The organism is Spirosoma panaciterrae DSM 21099 (genome assembly GCF_000374025.1).
Taxonomy (GTDB): Bacteria; Bacteroidota; Bacteroidia; order Cytophagales; family Spirosomataceae; genus Spirosoma; species Spirosoma panaciterrae.
In genome coordinates, this window is sequence record NZ_KB893243.1 from 100,768 (window position 1) to 124,639 (window position 23,872).

Here is a 23,872-nt window from a genome sequence, read left to right on the forward strand (position 1 = left end):
TACAAAAACCATAATCCGTTGAAAACAGGTAAACGAATCGGTCTGTCGCTTTCCATGCTGCTCACGCTGGCAGTGGCAATAGCTGCGTATGCGCAGCCGAAAGGATACAATATTGGCGATGCCGTAGGCGACTTTCGTCTGAAAAATGTAGATGGCCGGACCATATCACTGGCTGATTATCGTTCGCAAAAAGGCATTATCGTTGTATTTACCAGTAATCATTGTCCATTTGCGAAAGCTTACGAAGACCGGATCATTGAGTTAGATCGAAAATTTGCTCCGCAAGGCTATCCTGTTCTGGCGATCATGCCGAACGATCCGACGGCTTATGAAGAAGACTCGTTCGACAAAATGAAAATCCGTGTGCAGGAAAAAGGGTATGGATTTGCCTACGTGATCGATGAGACGCAAGCGGTGGCCCGTGCCTTTGGAGCCGCGCGTACCCCTCAGGTGTATGTGTTGCATCAGAAAGATGGCCAGTTCTTTCTTGAATATGTAGGTACGATTGATGATAACCCACAGGATAGTGCCAGCGTACATCGCCGTTATGTCGACGAGGCTGTAAGTAATCTACTCCTGGGTAAACCTGTGCAGTCGCCCATTACGAAGCCAATTGGCTGCGCCATTAACTGGAAATAGAAGGCATGAGGACGAAGGAAGCTGGCAGCGATTTCTCTTGATTCGTTCAGACCTTACTTCTTTTGTGCTGCCTTTCTGGCACATCGTTTGCCAAACTGGTTTGTGAAATCAAACTACACAAACTACTATGAAAAAGCCCGTATTAATTTTTACGCAAATCAGACAGGTAGCCGGTACGCTACTCCTCGTTGCCTCTTTAGCTCTGTTGCAGGCTTGTGGTTCCGACGGTAAAAAAGAATCCCGTACGGAAGATGCACTGGAAAAAACAGGCGATGCTATTTCGGCTGATACCAAGGATGCTACTGAAGAAGCTAAAGAAGATTTGAAGGAAGCTGGCGATAAAGCAAAGGACAAATCGGAGGAAATGAGTGCTGATTTTAAGCGTGAACGGGATGAGGCTGTAGCTAAAATGCAGGTTCAGAAAGAAAAATTAGATGCAAAAATTGATGAATTAAAAGCGAAAGCTGACAAGCAAAGCGATAAAGCGAAAGCAGAAACCGAGCGGCAAAAAGCGAAGCTGGAAGAGGAGCGTAAAGAGCTTTCAGCCGATATCGATAACGCCAAAAATGCAACGGCCGATGCCTGGCAGGATGTAAAAAAAGGCTTTAAGCGGGCAGGACGCGATATTGGCGATGCGTTCGATAAAGCAGGTGAAAAACTAAAGAAAGAGTAATCGAATCCACTAAATTTATACAAAAGGTGTCAACTCACACAAAAGTTGGCACCTTTTGTGTATTGGAAGGTGTAGAATCCGCTCCTCAGTTTTGAGGATAGATATACAGTTACTACTTGTATTCCAGCGAGGAAAATTGTTATTTTGCGGGCTAAATTGTCTGTTAAAAGCGAAATGTCTGTCATTAATAAGATCAGAGAACGTTCAGGGTTAGCTGTCGGTATCATTGCCGTGAGTCTGATTCTGTTTATTGTGGGTGGTGATTTGCTCGGCGGTCGGAGTTTGCTGTTCGGGGGAGACCAACAGAAAGTGGGTGAGATTGCTGGTCAATCGATTGATTACCAGGATTTCAATGCTAAAGTAGACGAGCTACGGGCACAGTACGAGCAACAAACAGGCCGGGCTCCAGCCGATCAGGAACTGACACAGATTCGTGAGCAAGCCTGGAATCAACTCCTGTTCGAAATCGCCTACCAGAAAGAGTTCGATAAACTCGGCCTGAAAGTGTCATCTGAAGAACTCGTCGATATGGTGCAGGGCAACAACATCAGCCCCGCCGTACGTCAGGCATTTACGAATCCTCAAACGGGTGTTTTCGACAAAAGTTCGATCATCAGCTACCTAAAAGGGCTGAAAAATCTGCCCCCTCAGCAGCAGGCTGCCTGGGCTAGTTTCGAGAAGAATCTTAGCTCTGATCGGCTTCGGGAAAAATACGAAGGACTGATGCGTCTGTCAGTATTTGCTACCACTGCCGAAGCGCAGAAAGAATATCAGGCTCAGAATACCAAAGCCAATGTGAAATTCCTGTTTGTACCGTATTACACGATCAACGATACGACCGTGAAGGTGACGGATTCGCAACTGGAAGAGTACCTTAATAAGCATAAGGACGAATACCCCGGTTCGAATAGCCGTTCGATTCAGTACGTAACCTTCTCGGTAGCGCCGTCGAAAGAAGACAGTGCTACGCTCTACAACGAAATCAAATCGCTGGCTCGTGGCCTGGGTGCTGCTCAAAATGACTCTACCTTTGCTCAGCAAAACAGCGATGTTCGGGTGCCCCTTTACATGACGGCGGGCGAAATGCCAGAGCAACTGCGGGCTTCTATCCCGACTTTTGCACCCGGTGGTATTTATGGTCCGTTCCGCGAAGGCAACACCTACTTTATTTATAAGTATGGCGGCTCTAAAAAAGACACCAACTTCACCGCTCGGGCCAGCCATATCCTGATTCAGACCAAAGGCCTGGCCGATTCAGCGAAAGCAGATGCACGGCGCCGGGCCGAGGGAATCCTGAAGCAAATTCAGGGTGGAGCGAGCTTTGAGGCTCTGGCGCAAACCAACAGCCAGGATGGTTCAGCACAGGCTGGTGGTGATCTGGGCTATTTCAAAAACAATGGTCAGATGGTGAAACCTTTCGAGTCGGCGGTATTTGGTGCGACCTCGGCTGGTCTGATTCCTCGGCTGGTCGAAACCGAATTTGGGTATCACATCATCAAAGTAACGGAGCCCAAATCGAATGTTCTGTATCGGGTAGCGGCTATCGGCAAGACCATTGCCCCAAGCCAAACCACACGTGATGAAGCTCTTCGGAAGGCCGATCAGTTTGCTGCCGATGTGCATACCAAAGCTGAGTTTGACACGAAGGTGAAAGAAGACAAATCGCTGGTTATTGCTACCGCCGACCGGATTCCTGAAGGAGCTTCGCAGATTAATGCTTTATCTGGGCAGGAGGTTCGTCAGATTGTTCGTTGGGCGTATAATGACAAAACGGACATTGGCGACGTATCGGAGCCGTTTGAAGTAGGTGACCAATATGTGATTGCCGTACTGACAAACAAGACCGATAAAGACAAAGTAACCGTTGATGATTATCGGAATGAGCTGACGGCTAAAGTTCGGAATGAACTGAAAGCACAGCAGATTATCAGCAAACTGGGGAATGCTACTGGCGAGCTTGACGCAATTGCCGAGAAATATGGTTCGGGTGCCCTGGTCGAAACGGCCGATGACGTTAATCTGGCTACTGGTTTCCTCCGTAGCGCTGGTGTCGATCCGGTTGCTCTGGGTAAAGCCTTTGGGCTGAAGCCCGGCAAACGCACGAAACCGTTTGCTGGTGAGGGCGGGGTACTGGTTATGGAAACGACCTCGCTGACACCTGCTCCGGCCGTTGCCGACTACAACATGTATAAAACACAGCTCCAGCAGAACAACTCGTCGCGCGTAGGTTTCTACATCAACGAAGCCATTAAGGATGCCGCTAAAGTTGATGATCGTCGGGCTAAGTTCTATTAAGAGCCAGCATTGCTATTCATAAAAAAGCCACCGTTTTGAGCGGTGGCTTTTTTTATTGCGGTTCACGATCACTCCGATTACCAGGTTCGCTTGCTCATCATTTTATCAAGTTCGGCCCGGCTCATTGTGCCTAGCTCCGGGTGTTTGCTAAGCCATGCCAGAAATTCGGTTTTGATTTCATCGGTCCACTGGCTGTCGATTTGGCCGGTAGTATATTTCCCCGACTTCACGACTTCAAAGCCAAACTGATCTTTACGGACCACAAATTCGCAGGTGCTAATGACCTGTTCGGCCATATGGGCTGGTACAAACAAAACTCCTTCCCGTTGGGCAATAACCAGATCGCCCGGAAGTACCATCGCACTCCCAATACGTATCGGGGTATTTAATCCCATCAGCACCATTTCTTCCAGAAAGGAGGGGTGAAAGTCGCGGACAAACGCGTTGAACCCTTTAATGTTCTCTAGTTCCTGCAAGTCGCGAGCAGCTCCGTGAAAGACGACCCCATTGCCTGTCTTACTGAAAATGGCATTGCCTAGTGTGGCGCCCATCAGCGTACCTCCGCCAATTTTACCAAACGCATCAGCCACATACACATCCCCTTTCGTTAGCGTTTCAATGGGCCAGGCATTGGTATTGCCTTTGCGCCCCTGTTTGCTGATACCGCGTTCTTTGATATTCTTCTCCACATCGGGACGGCTGGGCATAAACATAGCCGTAACAGCGCGGCCCACTACGGGTACGTCGTTATGAATTAGTTTCCAGCCGCCTTCAAACTGGTTGACATACCCTTCATTTTTCAGGACGGTCCAGGCATCATCGATACCAATGTGTTTGGCCCGCTCAATAAGGCCATCAGAGATTTTAGGCCGACCATCGGGAAAACGTTCTCCTTTCCACTCAGAGGTTAGAAATAGAAGCTCTTCTTTCGGAAGGGTTTGCCCGAATAAGCCATTCGAGAGACAGCATACGACGAGAAGCGATAAGACGCTGACAAGGCTGAATTTCATTAAATCGAATTGTTAAATACTAAAAAATGAGAAGAATGCTGAAACGGTCATCTCCTGCGCAAAAGTAGGTTTTACACAGGAGATGACCGTTTCATGAGTAGTAAATAGCGCTTACTTATGCCCCTCTTTGGCTAAATACGCTTCTATGTCTTTTTGCGTAACGGCTAACTTTTTAGGGTATTTACCGACCCAGGTTCTGAACTCACCCTTGATCTTTTCTGACCAGTCGCCATGAATTTCGCCCGAAGGGTATTTGCTTTGCTGGAGAAGATACCGCTCAAATTCGTCGCGTAGAGCCGTCATCTCCGAGGCCGATACCAGGCCTTCGACCAGATGAGCCGGAATAAAAACCACACCGTATTCATTTGCAAAAACTACATCACCCGGTAGTACAGTAACTTCACCAATGCGAATGGGCGCGTTGATAGACGTAGGGGTCATGTCTTTGATGTAAGAAGGATCATGCCCTTTTACCCAGGCGTTGAATCCCTGCGTATCCTTCAGTTCCTGCATATCGCGTATGGAGCCGTAAAAGATAACCCCTTTTCCGGTTTTGCCATAAATGGCATTTCCCAGGCTTGAGCCAATGAGGGTGCCATCTTTGATTTTTCCATAGCCATCGGCCACATAAATATCGCCTTTGGTTAAAATGTCGATTGGCCAGATATTGATTCCTCCTTTTTGCGAACGCCCTTCGGCCTTGCCCTGCGCACGGACCAGACTATCGAGGTCGGGGCGGGTAGGCATGAATTGCGCCGTTACAACCCGGCCTGTCATGGTTTCGCCCGGTTTGAGAATGACCCAGTTTTTTTCGACCTGGTTTCGATACCCCTTGTTGCCCAGATACCCCCAGATTTGCTCCAGCGTACAGTTCTGCAACCGTTCCAGCACAATGTCAGGTACTTTCGGACGCCCATCGGCAAAACGTTCACCTTTCCAGTTGGCGGTTAGAGCCGTAACGTATTCGGCCGATGAGCCTATGCGCTGAGCCTGAGCCGAAATACATAAGGTAACTATGGCGCTTACGGTGAGTAACGATCTCTTTACCATTGTTTTACGTAGAGCCAGTTTTTTCATATGAAAAAAGAAGGGTTTAAGACTATTCTACACATAAAAGGCACTGTAATAAGTAAATTACTGCCATTGATTCATTTTATGAGTGAATCGCTATAACACCCTGACTTTTTCTCATGAAAAACATTTTCTCCCGATTGTCGTCGCCCGGCAACTCGTCTGACCGCCGTGATTTCATCCGAAATGCCGGATTAGGTGGCCTGTCTCTTGGTATGATGTTCGACAAACTGGGTGGCCCCCACGTTGTCGATCAGGAACTGGAGTTTATCACGCAGAAGGTAAACCGTGACTCGAAGCCTGCTGAGCTGAAGATTACGGATATGCGTATTGCGGTGCTGCAGGGCGTTCCGTTTTCCAGCCCCATTATCCGGATCGATACCAACCAGGGGCTAGTTGGCTGGGGTGAGGTTCGGGATGGAGCCAGTGCTAATTACGCTTTGGTGCTCAAGAGCCGCCTATTAGGAAAAAACCCCTGCAACGTCGAACAGATTTTTAAGCAGATCAAGCAGTTTGGGGGCCAAAGCCGGGCAGCCGGTGGCGTCTGTGGCGTTGAAATGGCTCTTTGGGATCTGGCCGGTAAAGCCTACAACGTTCCGGCCTATCAGCTATTGGGCGGTAAGTACCGTGATTTTATCCGACTCTATGCCGATACCCCCGAAGCGGATAGCTATGAAGGCTTTGCCCAGAATATGAAGAAGCGTCGGGATCAGGGTTATACGTTCCTGAAGATGGACTTTGGTATTGGGATGCTGGCCGATCAGCCGGGTATGCTGGTGAATGCAAACAACTGGAGTGTAAAGCGCCAGTGGAGCGATGCAGAACCCGGTAAGCTGGGAAATTACGCCAATACGAAACACCCCTTCACCCGGATTCAGGTTACCAAAAAGGGCCTGGATCGACTGGCCGAACACGTTGGCAAAGTTCGTGAAATTGTTGGCTACGATACGCCATTGGCCGCCGACCACTTCGGCCATTTCGACGTAAACACGGCTATTCAGATCGGGAAAGCGGTTGAACCATTCCGGCTGGCCTGGCTGGAAGACCTTGTCCCCTGGTTCTATACCGACCAATGGAAACAAATTTCGGATGCTATCGATACCCCAACGCTGACGGGCGAAGACATCTACCTGAAAGAAGGCTTTAAGAAACTGATCGACGCCCGTGCTGTCGATATGATTCACCCCGATCTGGCATCGTCGGGCGGTTTGCTGGAAACGAAAAAAATCGGTGACTACGCCGAAGAAGCAGGTATCCCAATGGCCATGCACTTTGCCGGTTCGCCCATTTCGATGATGGCCAACGTACACTGTGCAGCAGCTACCGAAAACTTTGTTGCGCTGGAACACCACGGCGTTGATGTGGCAGGCTGGGAAGATCTGGTAACGGGTATGAAGCCAATTGTAGAGAAAGGCTTTGTTCGAGTGCCCGAAAAACCCGGTCTGGGGGTTGAACTGAACGAAGAAGTGGCGAAAAAATTCCTTAAGAAAGGCGCTACCTGGTTTGCGCCAACTGACTCCTGGAACACCCGCGATTCGGCCGACCGGGAGTGGAGTTAGTATGAGACAGTGACAGAAGCCCTTGCTGGCTGTAGTACGTTTATACTAGCGTACTACAGCCAGCAAGGGCTTCTGTCAGTATTACATCAATAAATTTTCTAATGCCGTTTTTAGATCGGTATATTGATAGGTGAACGTTGTTTCATCAGCAATGCGCTTGTTGAGTACATAATTGCCGCCAGTTACTACAATCCCCATTTCGCCATAGAGTAGTTTGATGGTGAAAGCCGGAATGTTGGGCAGCAGCAGAGGGCTGTGCAGTACCTCGGCAATGGCTCTGGTTAAGGTTTCGTTCGTGACCGGATTGGGGGCCACTGCGTTGTAGATACCTTGCCAGCTACTATCCGTAAGAGCTTGGAGGTACATTCGGCACATATCGTCCAGGTGAATCCAGGCTACGTATTGCTGCCCTGAGCCAATCGGTGCACCAGCTCCCAAACGAATGGGCTGAGCAATTTTAGGGAGGGCTCCCCCCTCGTTTGTCAGCACAACACCCGTTCGAAGCAGAACCGTCCGAATACCGAGTGCCGCAATCTGCATTTCAGATCGCTCCCAGGCGCGCACAACCTGCGCTAAAAAATCACTGCCTCCTTCGCTGGTTTCCGTCAGCGGTCGGTCGCCTGTGTCGCCCCCGTAGAAGCCAATGGCCGATGCACCAACGAATGCCTTTACATGATGATCGTTTTCAGCTAATGCCTTTGCCAGCAAATCCGTCGATTGGGTGCGGCTATTGAGAATTTTTTCTTTTCGGCTATCGGTCCATCGCCCATCGGCAATCCCTTCGCCAGCCAGATGGATAATGTAATCGGCGGTTTGGATGGCCGTCAAATCCAGTTCGCCCGACTCAACATCCCATTTGTAAACCGTCAGACCGGGAATTGTTTTTGCCGAATGACTTAATAGCGACACCTGAAAACCATGCGCCTGTAAAAGTTGAGTGAGTCGTCTACCGATGGTGCCGGTACCGCCTGTAATTAAAACCGTTTGCTGCATACCCGTGTGAATGGAATAGTGTACTCCCTAACCTTATGTTTAGCGATACGGTTTAAAGTGCCTCTGCTTGTCTACAGTTCCCACTCTTTGGGCAATCCTACCTGTCGGGCATAATGAGCAGGGGCCGTATAATGTACCCAACTGAGGAGTTTATTGATGTCATCGGCAAATTCGATATAATAATCAGGATCGAGCTTAACGACTTTCTTTAAAACCTGATCGGCTCGTTTGGCAATGTATTCAGCGGCTTTATCGGTGCGGGAGTTGTATTTCTGAAGCAGATGAGCATTGTGCTCGTAAAAGGTATTCAGCATGTACAACATTAACTCGACCTCACCGTATTTGTCTTTGGTAACCTTCAGATGACGGCTGATGTAGCCACTGACCGTTCGCATATCCATCATGAGCCAGCCAGCCGTATCGGCATGGAGTTTGGCCGTTCGGTCAATAAACTCCCGAATCAGGCCCCGGCGTTCGTCAACGGTCTTGCCGCCTTCAACCAATTCAAACTGAAGCCGTTCGGTCAGTACAGCGTCTTTGGTAATGAGTCGCAGAAGCAATTTGTCTTTTTCCGCACCCGGCATTCGAACAATGGCTTTTTTCAGATCGGGGTCAAGAGCAGGCATATTTAAAGAGTGAAAGAGCGAAAGAGTGAATGGGCGAATATAGTATGCGTAAGCCACTCTTTCGCTCTTTCGCTCTTTCACTCTTTTTTATTACACCCCCACCGTATCGCCCTCGTCGGCTTTTATTTTTTCTTCGATGTAGGCAATGATTTCGGCGGCAATGTCGACGCCCGTAGCCGTTTCGATGCCTTCCAGGCCGGGCGACGAATTTACCTCCAGCACAAGGGGGCCGCGCTCAGAAGGCAGCATATCCACTCCCGCTACTTTCAGACCCAGGGCGCGGGCTGCCGATATGGCTGTTTGTTCCTCATCGGCTGTAAGCTGTATCGACACCGCATTACCACCCCGATGGAGATTGGAACGAAACTCACCGTCCAGCCCCTGCCGCTTAATGGCACCCACTACCCGGTTTCCTACAACGAATGCTCTCAGGTCAGACCCTTTGGCTTCGGCAATGAACTCCTGAACCAGTACGTTCTTTTTCAGCCCGTAAAAGGCTTCGATGGTCGATTTTGCTGTTTTGATGCTTTCGGCCAGTACAACGCCAATGCCCTGTGTTCCTTCCAGCAGTTTGATCACAACGGGTGGGCCACCAACAAGCTTGATGAGCTGCGTAACGTCGCCATTTTTAGGATGGTTGGCAAACATCGTTTTGGGGAGTCCTACACCAGCCTTAGAAAGTACCTGTAAGCTGCGCAGTTTATTCCGCGACCGCATAATGGCCTGTGATTTACCCGTAGTGAAGACGTTCATCATTTCAAACTGCCGGACAACGGCGCACCCGTAGTCGGTAACAGAAGCACCAATACGGGGTACGATGGCATCGAAGGAAGAAAGCTCTTCGCCTTCATACAATACCGATGGGCGACCCCCTTCAATCATCATCTGACAGTTCAGATGGTTAATGACACAGCCTTCATGACCACGCGCGTGAATGGCGTCCAGAAGGCGTTGAGTCGAATATAAATCGGGCTTAGCCGATAATATAGCAATACGCATAAACGTGAGAAAGTCGATAGTAAGTCGTCGATGGTTGTCAGTCGCCCGTAAGTTGTAGATAGCGGTATGATACTACCAGCTACTGACTGATTTCCATAGACTGTTGCTTGGCTTGATACGAGAGATTTTTTTGCGAGACATCTACGATGAATCGATTGCGGAGTAGTTTTCGACCCAGTAGTACCGGGTTTTTTAGATTTTCCCGGTCGGCGAGGGTAAATTCCGCCCGGATGGTGCGCCCAAATAGGATTATGCGAGTTTTGATAACGTACCGTTTTTCGGCGACACCAAACGAATTGCGAATCATGCGTTGACTGAACTGGTCGCTGTAAAACTCCCGGTGGGGCTCGCCTGTTTTGCCAATGAGGGAAAAACGCAATCTTGTCTGTGTCCCTGATTTAATCAGACGGACTTTTTTGCAGTGTAGAGATGATGTATAAGCGCCTGTATCAATTTTTGCCTGCACATTCATAAGCTCCAGATCTGGAAAATCGACAAGGTCTGTCATGCCGATCAGTTTTTTGGACTTAGACGTACGAGGCTTCATTCTGGAGCTGTAAAGTTATAACGTTGCCAAGATATAAAGTATGAAGCGCATGGCTGTGCGTAAAAAACTTTATTGCCCTATAGCTTCGTTTTTATCAATCGGCTAAAGGTAAGCGACATGTCGAGCATAATCATTTTAGCGCGGGCATTTCGTTCGAGATGATAGGCCGATTCGTTCAGGTCATTAACAATGCGTTCGATGTGGTTGACGGTCAGTATTTTGGCGAAATTCTTGACGAAAGCCATCTCAGTGTCGGGCAGCCGTAACAGTTCAGCAGCACCCTGCTGCCAGAGAAACAGATCGCGGTAGAGCCGGATACTATATTCCAGCAACCCTTTTTGTTTTTCCTTACTAAAACCATCAAACTGATCGGCCTGTTTGACCAGTTCGATCAAATCCTGCCGATAGCAGGTGCGCATCCATTCGGCAAACCAGTTGTGCTGTTCGACCGAAGCGGTATCTTGTTTGCTGCGGCTGAGGGCTTCGGCCAGATTTCCATCGGCCAGATAAGCCAGCCGACGGGCTGTGGTTTCGTCGAAGTTCAGATGCTGTCGGAGGTAAGTAGCCACTTCGTCGTCCGTAAATGCCCGAATGGCTACCCGCTGGGTTCGCGACAGAATCGTGATGAGCAACTTATCAGGTTGATTGGTAACCAGTAAAAACAGGGTTTGGGCGGGAGGCTCTTCCAGAACTTTCAGCAAGGCATTGGCCGACGATGTATTCATCAGTTCGGGAAGCCAGATGAGCATAATTTTATAGGCCCCTTCGTACGCTTTCAGCGACAGCTTCTGCAAAATGTTGCGGGCTTCTTCGGCCGAAATATTCCCCTGCTTATTATCGGCATTGACCGATTCGAGCCAGTTGGGTAAGGTACGATAAGCCGATTCGAGCAGAAACGAACGCCAGTCGGCCAGGTACGCTTCGGAGGTTTTTCCCTTGGCCAGATTCGCGACCGGGAATACCATATGCAGATCAGGATGAACGAGCTTTTGGGTTTTTATACACGACGCACACCGTCCGCACGAGTCGCCAGCCTGCCGATCTTCGCAGTTAACATACTGGGCGAGTGCCAGAGCAAGTGCCAGATTGGCACTGCCTTCCGGGCCATCGAACAGCAACGCGTGCGCCAGGTGGTTGGTCTGCACCGCCCGAAGCAGCAACTGTTTGGTTTCGTCCTGACCGATAATTTCGGAAAATTGCATAAATCAACGTAATTGGGAATACTTTACCTCCTGAACCGATTGGTCAGGTCATAAAGTATCTATAGATCAAAGGATGTTGAGGGGTCGATTGATCGGGTTCGTTCGAGCCTGAAAACTTCTCTCAGAATACTTTCTTCTACCTCATCGAATTCTTTATTGCGTCGTTTGAATGCTTCTGCAGCTACCTGAAGGGCCTTCTCAAGTCGATAGGTTGTAAAGCCATTGATGGCACCCCCCCAGGAGAATGAAGCCAGATATTTTGGAGGTAGCCCACTCCCAAATACATTTACGTTAACGCCCACCACAGTTCCTGTATTAAACATGGTACCGATACCGGCTTTGGTGAAATCGCCCATCATGAGCCCACAGAACTGCCGGCCGGTATCGACCAGACCATTGGTCGAGTAACTATGCAACTTAACGGTTGTATAGTCGTTTTTGAGGTTCGATGTATTGGTACCCGCCCCCAGATTACACCATTCACCAACAACCGAATCGCCCAGATAACCTTCATGGCCTTTGCCGCTATTGCCAAACAAGATCGAATTACCTATTTCGCCCCCTACCTTGCAGTAAGGGCCAGCACTGGTGTTCTTACGCATTTTACTATTGTAATGCACCATCGTGCCTTCGCCAAAGGCGCAGGGGCCAATCAGAATACTTCCTTCGCTAATGATGGCATTCCGGCCAATATATATAGGACCATCTTCGGCATTTAAGGTAGCGGCCCGTATGACGGCACCCTCTTCAATAAATACGTTTTCGGGGGCATAGCAATGGGTAAAGGGATCGGTGATCGGCTGTGATTTTCGTCCAGCAGTCAGAAGGGCAAAGTCGACACTTATTTGATTCCCATTGGCCGCAATAAGGCTCCATAGGTAGCGCATGGTTGGCACATGTTCATCAAAAACGGTGGTCTGCTGCACCAGATTGGTCAGGCTGTCATGAAACGATAGGGTCTGATCTGTACGTAAAGCCAGTACTAACCCGTCAGAGGCTACCAGACTCTCACCCATTGCCAACTGTTTGACAGCGTTCGTCAGCGCATCGGTAGGGCATATGGCTCCGTTGATGTATACATTATCAGAACCGGAAACGGACGGGTATTTCGTTTGAAGGTAAGGTTCTGTCAGAAAAGAAGCAGTAGCCGATAAACGGCTTGCCCATTTCTCGGCTATCGTCAGAATACCAACACGGATGTCGGCTACCGGCCGGGTGAATGTGAAAGGTAGCAGGGCGGTTCGGATAACCGGATCGTCGAATAAAATGAGGTTTGGCATTGAGTAGTTCACTGAATAAGTGGACAAATATCTAACCTTAATCTGGAAAAAGAGAACACATGAAACAGTACTTTTACCAAAACTATGGCTGCCCTTTCAATCGATTTTATTATCCGGCATATCGCCAGTTTGCAGGGTGCTGATGGCCTGTTTCCTGCCATTCGCCGGAATGATCAACTAGGCTATCGTCGACCGGATACGAATGTGTTTTTTACGACCATTACGATTTTTACGCTGCAAAACCTGCGACAGAGGGTGTCACTCGCGAGCCAGCAACTGATCGACCAGATGGCCGAGCGAGCGCAACTGGCTTATCCGCTTTTTCGCAATAAGGACGGACTCAATACGTACAATTTCTGGCCAACGCGCCCTTCCCGGCATTTTCCGAATGGCTACCTGTTTCGTCGGTTTGAGCACTTTCGGATTCCCGATGATATCGATGATACAGCCATGGTTTTCCTGACCACAAAGCCGTCAACTGCCGATGCGCACTGGTTGAAAGATAAGCTGAGTCAACATGCCAATGGTACTCATCACCATCAGATTCGGAATACCTACCCCGATTATCGGCATTTACGGGCTTATTCAACCTGGTTTGGTAAAAACATGGGTGTCGATTTCGATGCCTGTGCCTTAACGAACATGCTCTATTGCATCTATCACTATAACCTGCCACGCAATCAGCATGATACGGATTCTCTGTACTACCTGCGATCCATTGTTGAAACAGGACGCTATAAGTCAGAACCGTTTCAGTGTGCCCCTCACTACGCTCGCACGTCGCTGATTATCTATCACATAGCTCGGCTGATGGCCGCCTTTGATATGTCCGAACTGGCTTCTGTTCGTGAACAACTGATTAAGGATGCTTATCAGGAATTAAAAAAGGCCCGCAATAAGGTTGAACAGTGTATGCTGGCTACGTCCTTGCAACGGCTGGGCGAAGCACCGCCCGCTGTAGCATGGGAGGGTATCGAAACCGATGTCAAAACATTCCACTTTTTCATTGCTGGTTTACTGACTGCTTACGAACAACCCTGGCTTCGTCGGTTTGCGCATCGACCCGTTGTTCAGATGCGCTGGCACTGCGAAGCCCATAGCTGGGCGCTGGTAGGGGAGTATTTAATTTTGAATGACTGAATAGGAAGTACCTTCACCCGTCAATTCAATCATTCAATTAGTCGAAAGTACAACGACTAGTATGGACCAAAACGATCAATACGTCTTGGTCATGTCGACAGGTATCGTGATCAGGAAATCGGCCAGATCCCGATTTTCGCTACCTGGCTTCTCAATATCGAGTAGTTCGACGGAGGAAATGGTCAGGATTTTCAGATCGGGTTGCTGTTGGCGCAGATACCAGACAATTCCTTCGAAGTTTTTGGAATGGTAGTCGCCATTAAAGTGTAGGAAGGTTTGTCCGGCTTTACGATTTTGCAAAATGAAATAGGCCATCGTAGCGTCTTTGATAGCCTGGGCGCGGGCAAAATTGGCGGCCATATCACTAGGCGCTTTGCTGCTGGTCGTTGATTGGGGGTTGGTCACGCTACTGTGCGAAGCATTGCCCATCATATCAATCATGGCTTTATAGCCGGGCAACGTGAGATCGACGGTCAACGGCAAGGGGGCTAGCTGATGTTTGGCGTCGGCCGAAAGCGTATCGAGCGCCGATAATCCCTGGCGCGATACCAGTCGGGCATACACGCGGGGTACATTGGTGGCAACGAATGGAATATGCTGCTCGCGGGCAAAATCAGTGATTGGCTTGTAGTCTGTAGTGAAATTAGGCCAGAGCCGGGCTTGGGTAGCTAGCTCTTTGGCCGTTGTTTTAGCCTGAACGTAATCGCTGAGCGCCGTTTGATTATCGGTTTCAAACATTTCTGCACCGAGTACCAGATTGCCTTTTTTAGTCGCCTGTAAATCTTTGGTGAGTTGAAGTTCGAGCCAGTGGCAGATCGGGTTATTGTGTAATTCGCCAAACAGGACGACATCGGCCTCGGCTGCCTGACGCACAAGCTTAGGGTAGGTTGTGGTTTTCAGAGCTGAGGTATAGAGACGGTAGGCTGGCTTGTCGGGCCGAAACGAGAACGCTAGCAGGCAAAGAAGTAATAAAGTCAGTCGCATTTGCGGTACAGTGAGGTTTTCTTACTAAAAATTCTGCAATTTTCAGAAAAATCGCAACCAATGGCTATTCAGTAACCAATTGGAGAAACAATTCGTTACCTGACAAACCTCCTCAAATTGTGATTAAGCGTAGTCCTCAACGCCAATCTATATGACACTTTTAGAAAGCCTTCGCCAGTTTCCAGCGTTCGAATCGGTGCCTGATGAGCAGCTTCAGTGGGTCATTGAACGTGCTGAAGTTGTACAGTTTTCGGAAGAAACGGTTCTGTACAAACCGGGTGAGCCGGTTGAGTTTTTGATTTTACTGCTCGAAGGGCGGATTCGGGTCGAAACAGCAGCCAATGGCGCGGGCGATGAACTGATTGTTTACGAGCCGCATGCCATTCTTGGGGTGTTACCCTTTTCGCGTATGAAAAGCATCCCGAACCGATTGATTTCGGACAAAGGGTCGCGCATTCTTCAGCTTCATCGCGATCATCTTCAGGCATTGATTCGGGCCTGCTATGAACTTACAGAGGTGTTGGTTCATCAGATGACCACACGAGTTCGGGATTTTACCAAACTGACTCAGCAGAATGAGAAAATGGCTTCATTGGGTCGGTTATCGGCAGGACTGGCTCATGAACTCAATAACCCGGTGGCGGCTGTGGTACGGTCGGCCGAAACGCTGAAGGCTCACCTGCGCGCAACTCCTGAAGCGTTCAAAACGGTCATGGATCTCAGGCTGACCAACGAGCAGGTCGATTCCGTCAACACGGTTTTTTTCGGTAAACTGGATGCTTGCCTGGCCAAAGGGGCGTCTGCACCGCTAACCTTACTGGAGCGCAGCAGCCTCGAAGATGAACTCACCGACTGGCTCGACGATCATGGTGTTGACGATTCGCTGGATCTGGCTGGGCCACTGGTCGAGTACTGCTTTTCGGTAGAAGATCTGGATTGGATTCTGGAAAAAATTGGGGAGGCCAATCTGGGTGGTGTTGTTAACTGGTTAGTCAATAATCTGGTTACTGAAAATCTGGTATTCGACATCAGCGAAGCATCCCGACGCATTTCTACGCTGGTAGGCTCCATAAAAAATTATACCCATATGGATCGTGGGGTAGGTAAAGAAGCGATTCAACTGGCCGAAGGGATTCGCAACACGCTTACGCTTCTGAATCATAAGGTGAAAAGCAAACATATTACCGTCAATCTCAACCTGCCCAACGACCTGCCCGCTGTTTGCGGCTGGCCGGGAGAATTGAATCAGGTCTGGACCAATCTGATCGACAATGCCATCGATGCATTACCCGATGGTGGCCAGATCGAGATCGTCAGTCAGCCCGACCATCAGGCAAGCGGCTTTGACTTCGTGCTCACCAAAGTTATCGATAACGGCAGTGGGATTCCGGCCGATATTCAGGATAAAATATTCGAACCTTTTTTTACAACCAAAGAAATTGGCAAAGGCACTGGGCTTGGGCTGGATATTGTACAGGGTATTGTGAAGCATCATAATGGCTCCATTAAAGTCCAGTCGGCGCCGGGTCGGACCGAGTTTAGTGTCTGCCTGCCTGTTCAATGAGCGAAAGAGTGAAAGAATGAAAGAGTGAAAAGCCGCCGGATGGTATCACTCTTTCATTCTTTCACTCTTTCACTCTTTAAAATCGCTCTTTAACCCATGAAACTACCCATTATTTTCTCCATCGACGACGACCAGCAGGTATTGCAGGCTATCCAGTATGATTTGCGGAAACAGTATCGAAAAAAATACCGTATCCTTTCGACCATTTCGGCTCGCGAAGCCCTGGAATCATTGCCCGACCTGAAGAAAAAAGGCGAAGAGGTAGCCCTGTTTTTATCGGATCAACGCATGCCCGATATGACCGGGGTCGAATTTCTGGCTCAGGCTCGTTCCCTGTTCCCCAATGCCAAGCGGGTGTTGCTCACGGCCTATTCCGACATTGAAGCTGCCATCCGGGCTATTAACGAAGTGCAACTGGATTATTACATTGCCAAACCCTGGGACCCACCTGAAGAAAAGCTATACCCGGTTCTGGACGACCTGCTGGAGGACTGGCAGTCGGATTATCGACCGGCTTTCGAGGGACTCAAACTGGTTGGTTACCAGTTTTCACCCCGTTCGCACGAGTTAAAGGATTTTCTGGCCGGGAATCTGTTCCCTTATCAATGGCTCGATATTGAAGCCGATACGCAGGCGCAGGAATTGCTTGATTTACACAGCTTGAGCCGTGATCAACTCCCTGTTATAGTCATGGAAGATGGAACCGCACTGGCGCGGCCTTCCTTGAGTGATGTGGGCGAAAAGCTAGGCTTAAAGCCCAAGGCTTCGCAGAGCTTATACGATCTGGCGATTATTGGCGCTGGTCCGGCTGGCCTGGCGGCTGCTGTGTATGGCGGTTCGGAGGGCTTGCGTACCATTCTGATCGACAAACGGGCACCGGGTGGGCAGGCCGGAACCAGTTCCCGAATTGAAAATTACCTTGGTTTTCCAAACGGTCTGAGTGGAGCCGATCTAACCCGACGGGCCATTAGTCAGGCACAGCGGTTTGGAGTTGAGTTTCTGGCTCCGCAGGAAGTCGTTTCCATCCGGTCGCAGGGCGAGCAGTACAAGCATATCAAAATGGCGGATGGGAGTGAGGTGGTAGCACGCGCTATTCTACTGAGTACGGGTGTGGCCTATCATAAACTGGACAATGAAAGCCTGGATAAATTCACCGGGGCTGGGGTATATTATGGGGCAGCCACTACCGAAGCCTACGCCTTCCGGGGGAAGCCTGTTTACATTGTGGGAGGAGGTAATTCGGCAGGGCAGGGGGCCATGTATCTATCCCGTACGGCTTCGGAAGTCGTCATCTGCATTCGTCGACCGGATTTGTCCGAAACGATGTCGCAATACCTCATCGACCAGATTGCCAATACGCCCAATATTAAGGTGATGGGTTGCACAGAAGTGATCGAAGGGTTAGGGAACGAGCAACTGGAATGTCTGGTCCTGGAAAACATGGACACAAAAGAGCGGACAACCGTACCGGCGGCCGGACTATTTATCTTTATCGGTACGAAACCCTTTACCGACTGGATCGAAATGAATATCATCAAAGACGATAAAGGCTTTATTGCTACCGGGCGTGATCTGGCCCGCTATGCCGATTTCAAAAAGGTCTGGAAACACGATCGGGAGCCGTATGTACTAGAAACCTGTAGTGCGGGCATCTTTGCGGCTGGCGATGTACGGTCGGGTGCCATGAACCGGGTCGCATCGGCTGTTGGTGAAGGGGCCATGGCCGTTAGCTTCGTCCATAAATACCTGGCAGAAAACTAAAGGATGAAAACTAAAGGATGTATGATGTATGATGTATAAATAGATAATACACCATACATCCTTCATAAACTCTATGCTTAAACAAACCATTTGCAATCACATTGTGTCGCTGACCGAAGTGCGCACTCCGCAGGCGTATGTTTGTGAAGAGTGTGTCAAAACGGGGAGTTCATGGGTCCATTTGCGCACCTGCCAGACCTGCGGGATTACGCTTTGCTGCGATTCGTCGCCAAACAAACACGCTACCAAACACTTTCATCGGACAGGGCATCCGGTTGTTGCATCGGCAGAGCCTGGTGAGCGATGGTTGTGGTGCTACGTCGATGAGCAAATGGTTTCCTACTAAAAACGAAACGAGGACGTTCGCCCTCGTTTCGTCATGTACTTACTGTTTGTCCCACCAAACACGGGTGTCCAGATTATCGGGCCCTTGGCGGTTGATCGCTTCGGTTAGCTTCGCGAGGTTTACCGAGGCTTCAGAGTCAGGATACGACAGGCGATTAATAAAGCTTCCTTTGATTTCCTTACCCGGATACGGATTTGGAGTCAAGGCTGGGTAACCACTCCGCCGGAAATTGGCAAAAGCCTCAGGGCCATTCAGCAGTGAAGCAACCCAATACTGGGTATTGATCAATTCCAGCCCTTTAGCCGCTACGTAGGGATTCTGTTGCAGATAAGCCGTTATGGCAGCCGTAGGCACCAGCGAAGTGGCATCGTAATCCCCTAACTGGATCATGTGCGCCGTTACACCCGCATTGTAATAATCAGCCGCATTGCCCGTTGTCCAGCCCCGTTGAGCGGCTTCGGCTAGCAGAAGCTGGGTTTGGGCATACGTCACCAGGTAGCAGGGCGCATCGAATTTGCCCATTCGTGTGCGGTCTAGCTGCGAATAATCGTAAAAACTCGCCAGGCCATCGGCCGTAACCCGCGCTGGAATTGTACCGTTATCATAGCCCATGGGCATTCCGATCTGAACGGCTGGATCTTTACTTGCCCGAGCGGCTGTTTGCTCCGGCCCGCTTTTAGCGCCAACGTACCGAACAGCTATCGACGTCAGCCGTGGATCGGAGGTCGATTTGAGGTAGTCGACAAAATTCTTGGTCAGGTAAAAGTTCGCTGCTTCCGTAGAGGTCAGCGTATTACCAACACCATTCTTATAGTTCGCGTCATTCTTAACGACCGCATTGTCGGCATTCGATTGCATCAGGCCACCGGCTACCGCCTTCTGAACGGTCGATTGGGCCAGCGTTGGGTTCACTTTTGACAGACGCATACCCACCCGCAATAAGGTCGAATAGCCAAATCGCTTCCATTTGGTAATGTTACCCGCATACATCACATCGCCCGTTTCAATCGTTTTCGAGGCATCGAGTGCAGCCGAGGCTTCCGTCAACTCCTTAATAAGGTCATTGTAAATGCTTTCCTGCGTGTCGTATTTGGGCGTCGTGTTTTGTGACAGATAGCCCAGCCCGGCTTCGGTATAGGGGATGTCGCCATAGGTATCGGTAAGCACCATGAACGAATACGCTTTCCAGATACGAACCATGTTGTAGAGATTGGTTCGGTTGGCATCCGATTTGGTCTGAGTCAGTACGTCGATCAGATACCGGATGTTGTTCTGGTAATACTGCCGCCAAAGACCACCGTTGTTGCCCGTGGGCCCTCGGTTGTCGATGTTGAAGTTTCCGCCCGAGTTAATCCCGGAGTTGGGCGTGAAAATTTGCTGGACGATACCTTCTTCGAAGATCAACGTCGACCCCGGAAACGACGTATTGATGATGGCGTTATTGAAGGTAAATACCGGATTGAGCGACGTAGCGGCCGTTGGGTTGATGTTCAACTGATCGAACCCTTTATCGCAACTGCTCAGACCAACCAATAGAGCGATCAGCGGTGTATAGAGAAATTTCTTTTTCATTGTTTTAACAGGATTTAGCCTCCTTAGGGTTAAAATTTAACATTCAGGTTAAAGCCGATACTACGCGTGGTAGGCAAGCCCGTTGATTCCAGACCAACCAGGTTATCGGAACTGAACCCAAATTGTTCAGGGTCGATGTTAGGCACCCATTTTTTCAGGATCGCTACGTTGTTGGCAATGGCACTTACCCGGATGCCCTTAATGAACATTGATTTGGGCAGGAAATGCGTGAAGTCGTAGCCGAGGCTGATCTGGCGAAGTTTCCAGAAACCGGCATCATATACGACCTGCTCGCCCAGGCTCTTCGTGCGCCCTACCGAGTAATAATCCTGTACAAAGGCCCGAACAGCATTGGTTTCGCCTTTATCGTTGACGCCAACGCCTACCATTTTATTATCAGCTTCGCCACGACCCACCAGTGTTTCTTTCTGTAAGCCATGTCGGAAGGCGTTCAGGTTGGTGCCCGAAATCATTTTGCCACCCAGTTTGAAGTCGATCAGGAACGACAGGTTAATGCCTTTGTAGTTGAACGTATTGGTAATACCACCCACATATTTAGGAATAGCTGAACCAAACGAGAGCGAGGTGGCCGTACGGTTCGGTAAGCCATCGCCCCCATGGACAATACGTCCCTGCGTGTCGCGTGCGTATCCGTAGGTGTACAACTGACCGAGCGGCATACCTACTACCTGCCGAAGTTCGCCTACGTAAATCCCGTTACCCACCACAATGGATTCGCCAGGGGTATCGGTCAGAAGTCGCAGTAATTTGGTTTCGTTGTATGAACCGTTCAGAATAACATCCCAGAAGAAGTTCTTGGTCCGTATGGGCGACAGGGTGAGCAACATTTCGACCCCACGGTTGCGGCTTTCTCCACTGTTGATCAGCTTTGTGGTATAACCTGATGCATCCGATGCCTGAGCGGCTACAATCTGATCGCTCGTCACTTTATTGTAATACGCCATGTCGAGGGCGATTCGGTTGTTGAGCAACTTCAGTTCCAGACCAAACTCGGTTTCGGCTGTGCGGCTCGGGCGCAGCGTAGAGCTGGGAATGGTGCTGGACGTAATGTTGCCAACGGGCTGACCTGCGAAAGTAGCTGAGTTGATCGAATAGAACAGGTTATTCGAGTAAGGAGCTACGTCGCCATCGCTACCCACTTCGGCATAAGCCGCCCGAAGTTTACCAAAGTTTAACCAGGCTGGCAGATTATTGAACGCCTGCGAAAAGACGAAGCTGCTCGTCACCGACGGATAGAGAATACTACGGTTGGCCGGAGCCAGGGTGGAGAACCAGTCGTTACGAACTGTTCCGTTCAGATACAGGAAGTCTTTGTACGAAAACTCAGCAGCACCGTAAAGGGAATTGACTTTCCGCTCGCTAAGCCCATAGGTAGGGTCCTTCAAGCGACCGTTCTGGGGTACGTATAAACCACGGATAACGAAATCGGTTACCATCGTACTGTTTACATCACTACGGCGGTAGAGCTGGTTACCACCGAGCGTAAGGTCGACCCCAATGGAACCGAATTTACGGTTAGCCCCAATCAGGAAGTCGGTGTTCAGTTCGCGGAATCGGCGGGCTTCCTGCACGTAAGCACCATTCACATAACCGGCTGGAGCGGCTGCCAGCGAGGCTTGCCCGGTTGGGAAGTTATAGTCCTGATCGCGCGACCAGTAATCCTGACCAACACGGCCCTGAACATACAGCCAGTCGGTTACGTTGTACCGGGCCGATACGTTACCGAACAGACGATCCCGACGGATGTTTTCGAACTTGTAATTCAGGACGAAATACGGGTTGGTCCGGTTCATAAAGCGCGAGTAAATAAACTCGTTGCCGGTAGCCGGGTTGATCTGATTCGCTTCCAGTACGTCCAGCGGCATGGAGTTGGCCAGGGTATAAATCACTGTTGGCGTACTGTTGTCCTGCTGGGCAATCTGGGGTGGGTTCTTGTTGTACTCGTTCGAGTAGTTCATGGTTCCCGTTACCGTCAGCCGCGACGACAGGTTGTAGCTGAAGCCCAGATTGAGGGTTTTCCGATTGAATGAGTTGTTGGGCGTAATCCCTTTGTTGTCCGTATTCGATAACGACAGGTTAAAACCGCCTTTTTCACTGCTCGACGATACGGCTATCGAGTTGGTCCAGGTCGAACCGTCGCGGTAGAACTTATTGATCCGGTTACGAACTGGTTCGTAGGGAACTGTTACTCCGCCAAACAGAACCTGGGTCTGCCCAGCGAATTTCTCCCCAAAGCTCCATACACCCGATGTTGGGTTAGGGGCCGTTGGGCGAACACCATACTCGCCCTGACCATACTCATATTGATAGTCGGTATAATCCAGCGGTCGGTCGGTGGTGAAGTTTGTATTGTATGAAACCCCAATACCCTGGCTGGCCCCTTTCGTTTTGGTCGTGATCAGGATAGCCCCGTCTTTCGCCCGCGATCCGTAAAGCGCAGCAGCTGTACCTCCTTTCAGAACCGTCATCCCTTCAATATCGTCGGGGTTGATCGACGAAAGCCCATCACCACCGTCGGAATAGTTACGATCGCGACCGCCAATGGAGTTATCACCCCCAACGTTCCCGTTGTTCTGCCCAAAGTTGGTGTTATCGATGGGTACGCCATTGACCACGATAAGTGGGTTGTTCTGACCCGAGAACGACGACTGCCCCCGAATACGAATTTTACTCGTACCTGCTGCGCCCGTACCTAAGCTTGAAATGTTAACCCCGGCAATCTTCCCCTGTAGGGCATTCATGAAGTTGACGGTCCGGTTTGTTGTAATCTGATCTGGGGCTACCGTAGCCGTGGCATACCCTAGTCGCTTGGCTTCTTTCTTGATACCCAGCGCCGTTACGACAACTTCGCCCAGGTTCTGTTCTGCTTCCTGAAGCGTAATGGTCAGTTGGGTCTGATTGCCGATGGCCTGCGTTTGTCCAGCGAAACCGATCGCACTGAAAACCAGCGTTGCGTTAGGACCCACATTGAGCGTAAAATTTCCGTTGCCATCGGTTGTTGTACCCAGTTGTGAATCCCGTACCAGAATGTTTACCCCTGGGATGGGTTGTTGGTCTTTGGCCGAAATGACCCGGCCAGTTACACGGCGGTCCTGCGCCTGGGCTACCTGACTAATCAGGAAAACAACCCAAAGCAGAAGGCAACAGGTGCCGCCCTTCATCGATAAATTGTGTTTCATCAGAATAAGAGATTGGTTTGTAGGTTTATTATTTGAAAAAGACAAAATTTTCTTTCTTAAATATACATTAAGAAAGGATTAAATTTGATCTATCTACTTTCTTCGCGCCATTCATTCAAAAAATATTTGGAAATCTAAATTTGGTTATTCACCTTTGTCTATCAATAAAGAAGATTTAAGGCGAGCTGGCTAGCACTGCTGAACGCACCTGTAGTCAATTTACTGATAACCAATGGATAATCCATCAATCTGAATGGCTGACACGAAGATTAGTGGTAAAAGATGTCATTGAGACACTTTTTACTGCTTCCAATTTTATAAAGTAGTTTTACTTAGTTAGTTTTTCCGGCAAACGATTCGTTTGCTTTTCATTAACCGATTTACTATACTAATTCTATATATTAAATAGTA

At 49.5% G+C, this 23,872-nt stretch carries 19 protein-coding genes; 8 read left to right on the forward strand and 11 right to left on the reverse strand.

The features are described from left to right. Positions 1–54 precede the first annotated feature (54 nt). The 3 genes from B153_RS0132670 to B153_RS0132680 all read left to right on the forward strand — a co-directional run bounded on the left by B153_RS0132670 (position 55) and on the right by B153_RS0132680 (position 3,607). Complete coding sequence (locus B153_RS0132670) at positions 55–639, forward strand: thioredoxin family protein (protein WP_020600969.1); 585 nt, start codon at positions 55–57, stop codon at positions 637–639. 127 nt (positions 640–766) lie between these two features. Beyond that, complete coding sequence (locus tag B153_RS0132675) at positions 767–1,312, forward strand: sll1863 family stress response protein (RefSeq protein ID WP_020600970.1); 546 nt, start codon at positions 767–769, stop codon at positions 1,310–1,312. 174 nt (positions 1,313–1,486) lie between these two features. After that, on the forward strand, positions 1,487–3,607 hold the full coding sequence (locus B153_RS0132680; protein WP_020600971.1) for a peptidylprolyl isomerase: 2,121 nt from the start codon (positions 1,487–1,489) through the stop codon (positions 3,605–3,607). A 77-nt stretch (positions 3,608–3,684) separates the two neighbouring features. On the opposite strand, the gene B153_RS0132685 is transcribed toward B153_RS0132680, so the two are convergent. Then, a complete protein-coding gene (locus B153_RS0132685; protein WP_020600972.1) occupies positions 3,685–4,617 on the reverse strand; it encodes an RraA family protein in 933 nt (310 codons plus the stop codon). A gap of 111 nt (positions 4,618–4,728) precedes the next feature. Beyond that, positions 4,729–5,667 carry an RraA family protein gene (locus B153_RS0132690; RefSeq protein WP_026262631.1) on the reverse strand — a complete coding sequence of 313 codons (939 nt, stop codon included), beginning with the start codon at positions 5,665–5,667 and terminating at the stop codon, positions 4,729–4,731. 140 nt (positions 5,668–5,807) lie between these two features. On the opposite strand from B153_RS0132690, the gene B153_RS0132695 reads away from it, so the two are divergent. After that, on the forward strand, positions 5,808–7,247 hold the full coding sequence (locus tag B153_RS0132695; RefSeq protein WP_020600974.1) for a mandelate racemase/muconate lactonizing enzyme family protein: 1,440 nt from the start codon (positions 5,808–5,810) through the stop codon (positions 7,245–7,247). A gap of 81 nt (positions 7,248–7,328) precedes the next feature. On the opposite strand, the gene B153_RS0132700 is transcribed toward B153_RS0132695, so the two are convergent. The 6 genes from B153_RS0132700 to B153_RS0132725 all read right to left on the reverse strand — a co-directional run bounded on the left by B153_RS0132700 (position 7,329) and on the right by B153_RS0132725 (position 12,894). Continuing rightward, positions 7,329–8,240 carry a TIGR01777 family oxidoreductase gene (locus B153_RS0132700; RefSeq protein WP_020600975.1) on the reverse strand — a complete coding sequence of 304 codons (912 nt, stop codon included), beginning with the start codon at positions 8,238–8,240 and terminating at the stop codon, positions 7,329–7,331. Positions 8,241–8,311: 71 nt separating this feature from the next. After that, positions 8,312–8,866, reverse strand: coding sequence for a hypothetical protein (locus B153_RS0132705; protein ID WP_020600976.1), 555 nt, complete (start codon positions 8,864–8,866; stop codon positions 8,312–8,314). A gap of 90 nt (positions 8,867–8,956) precedes the next feature. Further along, positions 8,957–9,865: a 30S ribosomal protein S6--L-glutamate ligase gene (gene rimK, locus B153_RS0132710; protein WP_020600977.1), complete on the reverse strand. Its 909-nt coding sequence runs from the start codon at positions 9,863–9,865 to the stop codon at positions 8,957–8,959. A gap of 79 nt (positions 9,866–9,944) precedes the next feature. Next, positions 9,945–10,412 (reverse strand): ATP-dependent zinc protease family protein, encoded by a 468-nt coding sequence (locus B153_RS0132715; protein WP_040762451.1) that lies wholly within the window; start codon positions 10,410–10,412, stop codon positions 9,945–9,947. Positions 10,413–10,489: 77 nt separating this feature from the next. Further along, positions 10,490–11,614 (reverse strand): DNA polymerase III subunit delta', encoded by a 1,125-nt coding sequence (holB, locus tag B153_RS0132720; RefSeq protein ID WP_020600979.1) that lies wholly within the window; start codon positions 11,612–11,614, stop codon positions 10,490–10,492. 59 nt (positions 11,615–11,673) lie between these two features. After that, entirely contained in the window at positions 11,674–12,894 is a 1,221-nt protein-coding gene (locus tag B153_RS0132725; RefSeq protein WP_020600980.1) for a putative sugar nucleotidyl transferase, read from the reverse strand. Between the two features lie 84 nt (positions 12,895–12,978). On the opposite strand from B153_RS0132725, the gene B153_RS0132730 reads away from it, so the two are divergent. Beyond that, a complete protein-coding gene (locus B153_RS0132730) occupies positions 12,979–14,034 on the forward strand; it encodes a hypothetical protein (RefSeq protein WP_020600981.1) in 1,056 nt (351 codons plus the stop codon). Between the two features lie 75 nt (positions 14,035–14,109). On the opposite strand, the gene B153_RS0132735 is transcribed toward B153_RS0132730, so the two are convergent. Beyond that, entirely contained in the window at positions 14,110–15,018 is a 909-nt protein-coding gene (locus B153_RS0132735) for a ChaN family lipoprotein (RefSeq protein WP_020600982.1), read from the reverse strand. Between the two features lie 151 nt (positions 15,019–15,169). On the opposite strand from B153_RS0132735, the gene B153_RS0132740 reads away from it, so the two are divergent. From B153_RS0132740 to B153_RS37455, 3 genes are all read left to right on the forward strand, one after another. Continuing rightward, complete coding sequence (locus B153_RS0132740) at positions 15,170–16,582, forward strand: sensor histidine kinase (protein ID WP_020600983.1); 1,413 nt, start codon at positions 15,170–15,172, stop codon at positions 16,580–16,582. A gap of 96 nt (positions 16,583–16,678) precedes the next feature. Further along, positions 16,679–18,343, forward strand: coding sequence for an FAD-dependent oxidoreductase (locus tag B153_RS0132745; protein WP_020600984.1), 1,665 nt, complete (start codon positions 16,679–16,681; stop codon positions 18,341–18,343). 73 nt (positions 18,344–18,416) lie between these two features. Continuing rightward, positions 18,417–18,689: a UBP-type zinc finger domain-containing protein gene (locus tag B153_RS37455; protein WP_083928273.1), complete on the forward strand. Its 273-nt coding sequence runs from the start codon at positions 18,417–18,419 to the stop codon at positions 18,687–18,689. Positions 18,690–18,728: 39 nt separating this feature from the next. Here the strand turns inward: B153_RS37455 and B153_RS0132750 are convergent, their stop codons facing one another. Together B153_RS0132750 and B153_RS0132755 are read right to left on the reverse strand one after the other, a co-directional pair. Continuing rightward, on the reverse strand, positions 18,729–20,261 hold the full coding sequence (locus tag B153_RS0132750; protein WP_020600985.1) for a SusD/RagB family nutrient-binding outer membrane lipoprotein: 1,533 nt from the start codon (positions 20,259–20,261) through the stop codon (positions 18,729–18,731). A gap of 29 nt (positions 20,262–20,290) precedes the next feature. Then, entirely contained in the window at positions 20,291–23,461 is a 3,171-nt protein-coding gene (locus tag B153_RS0132755) for a SusC/RagA family TonB-linked outer membrane protein (protein ID WP_020600986.1), read from the reverse strand. Positions 23,462–23,872: the final 411 nt, after the last annotated feature.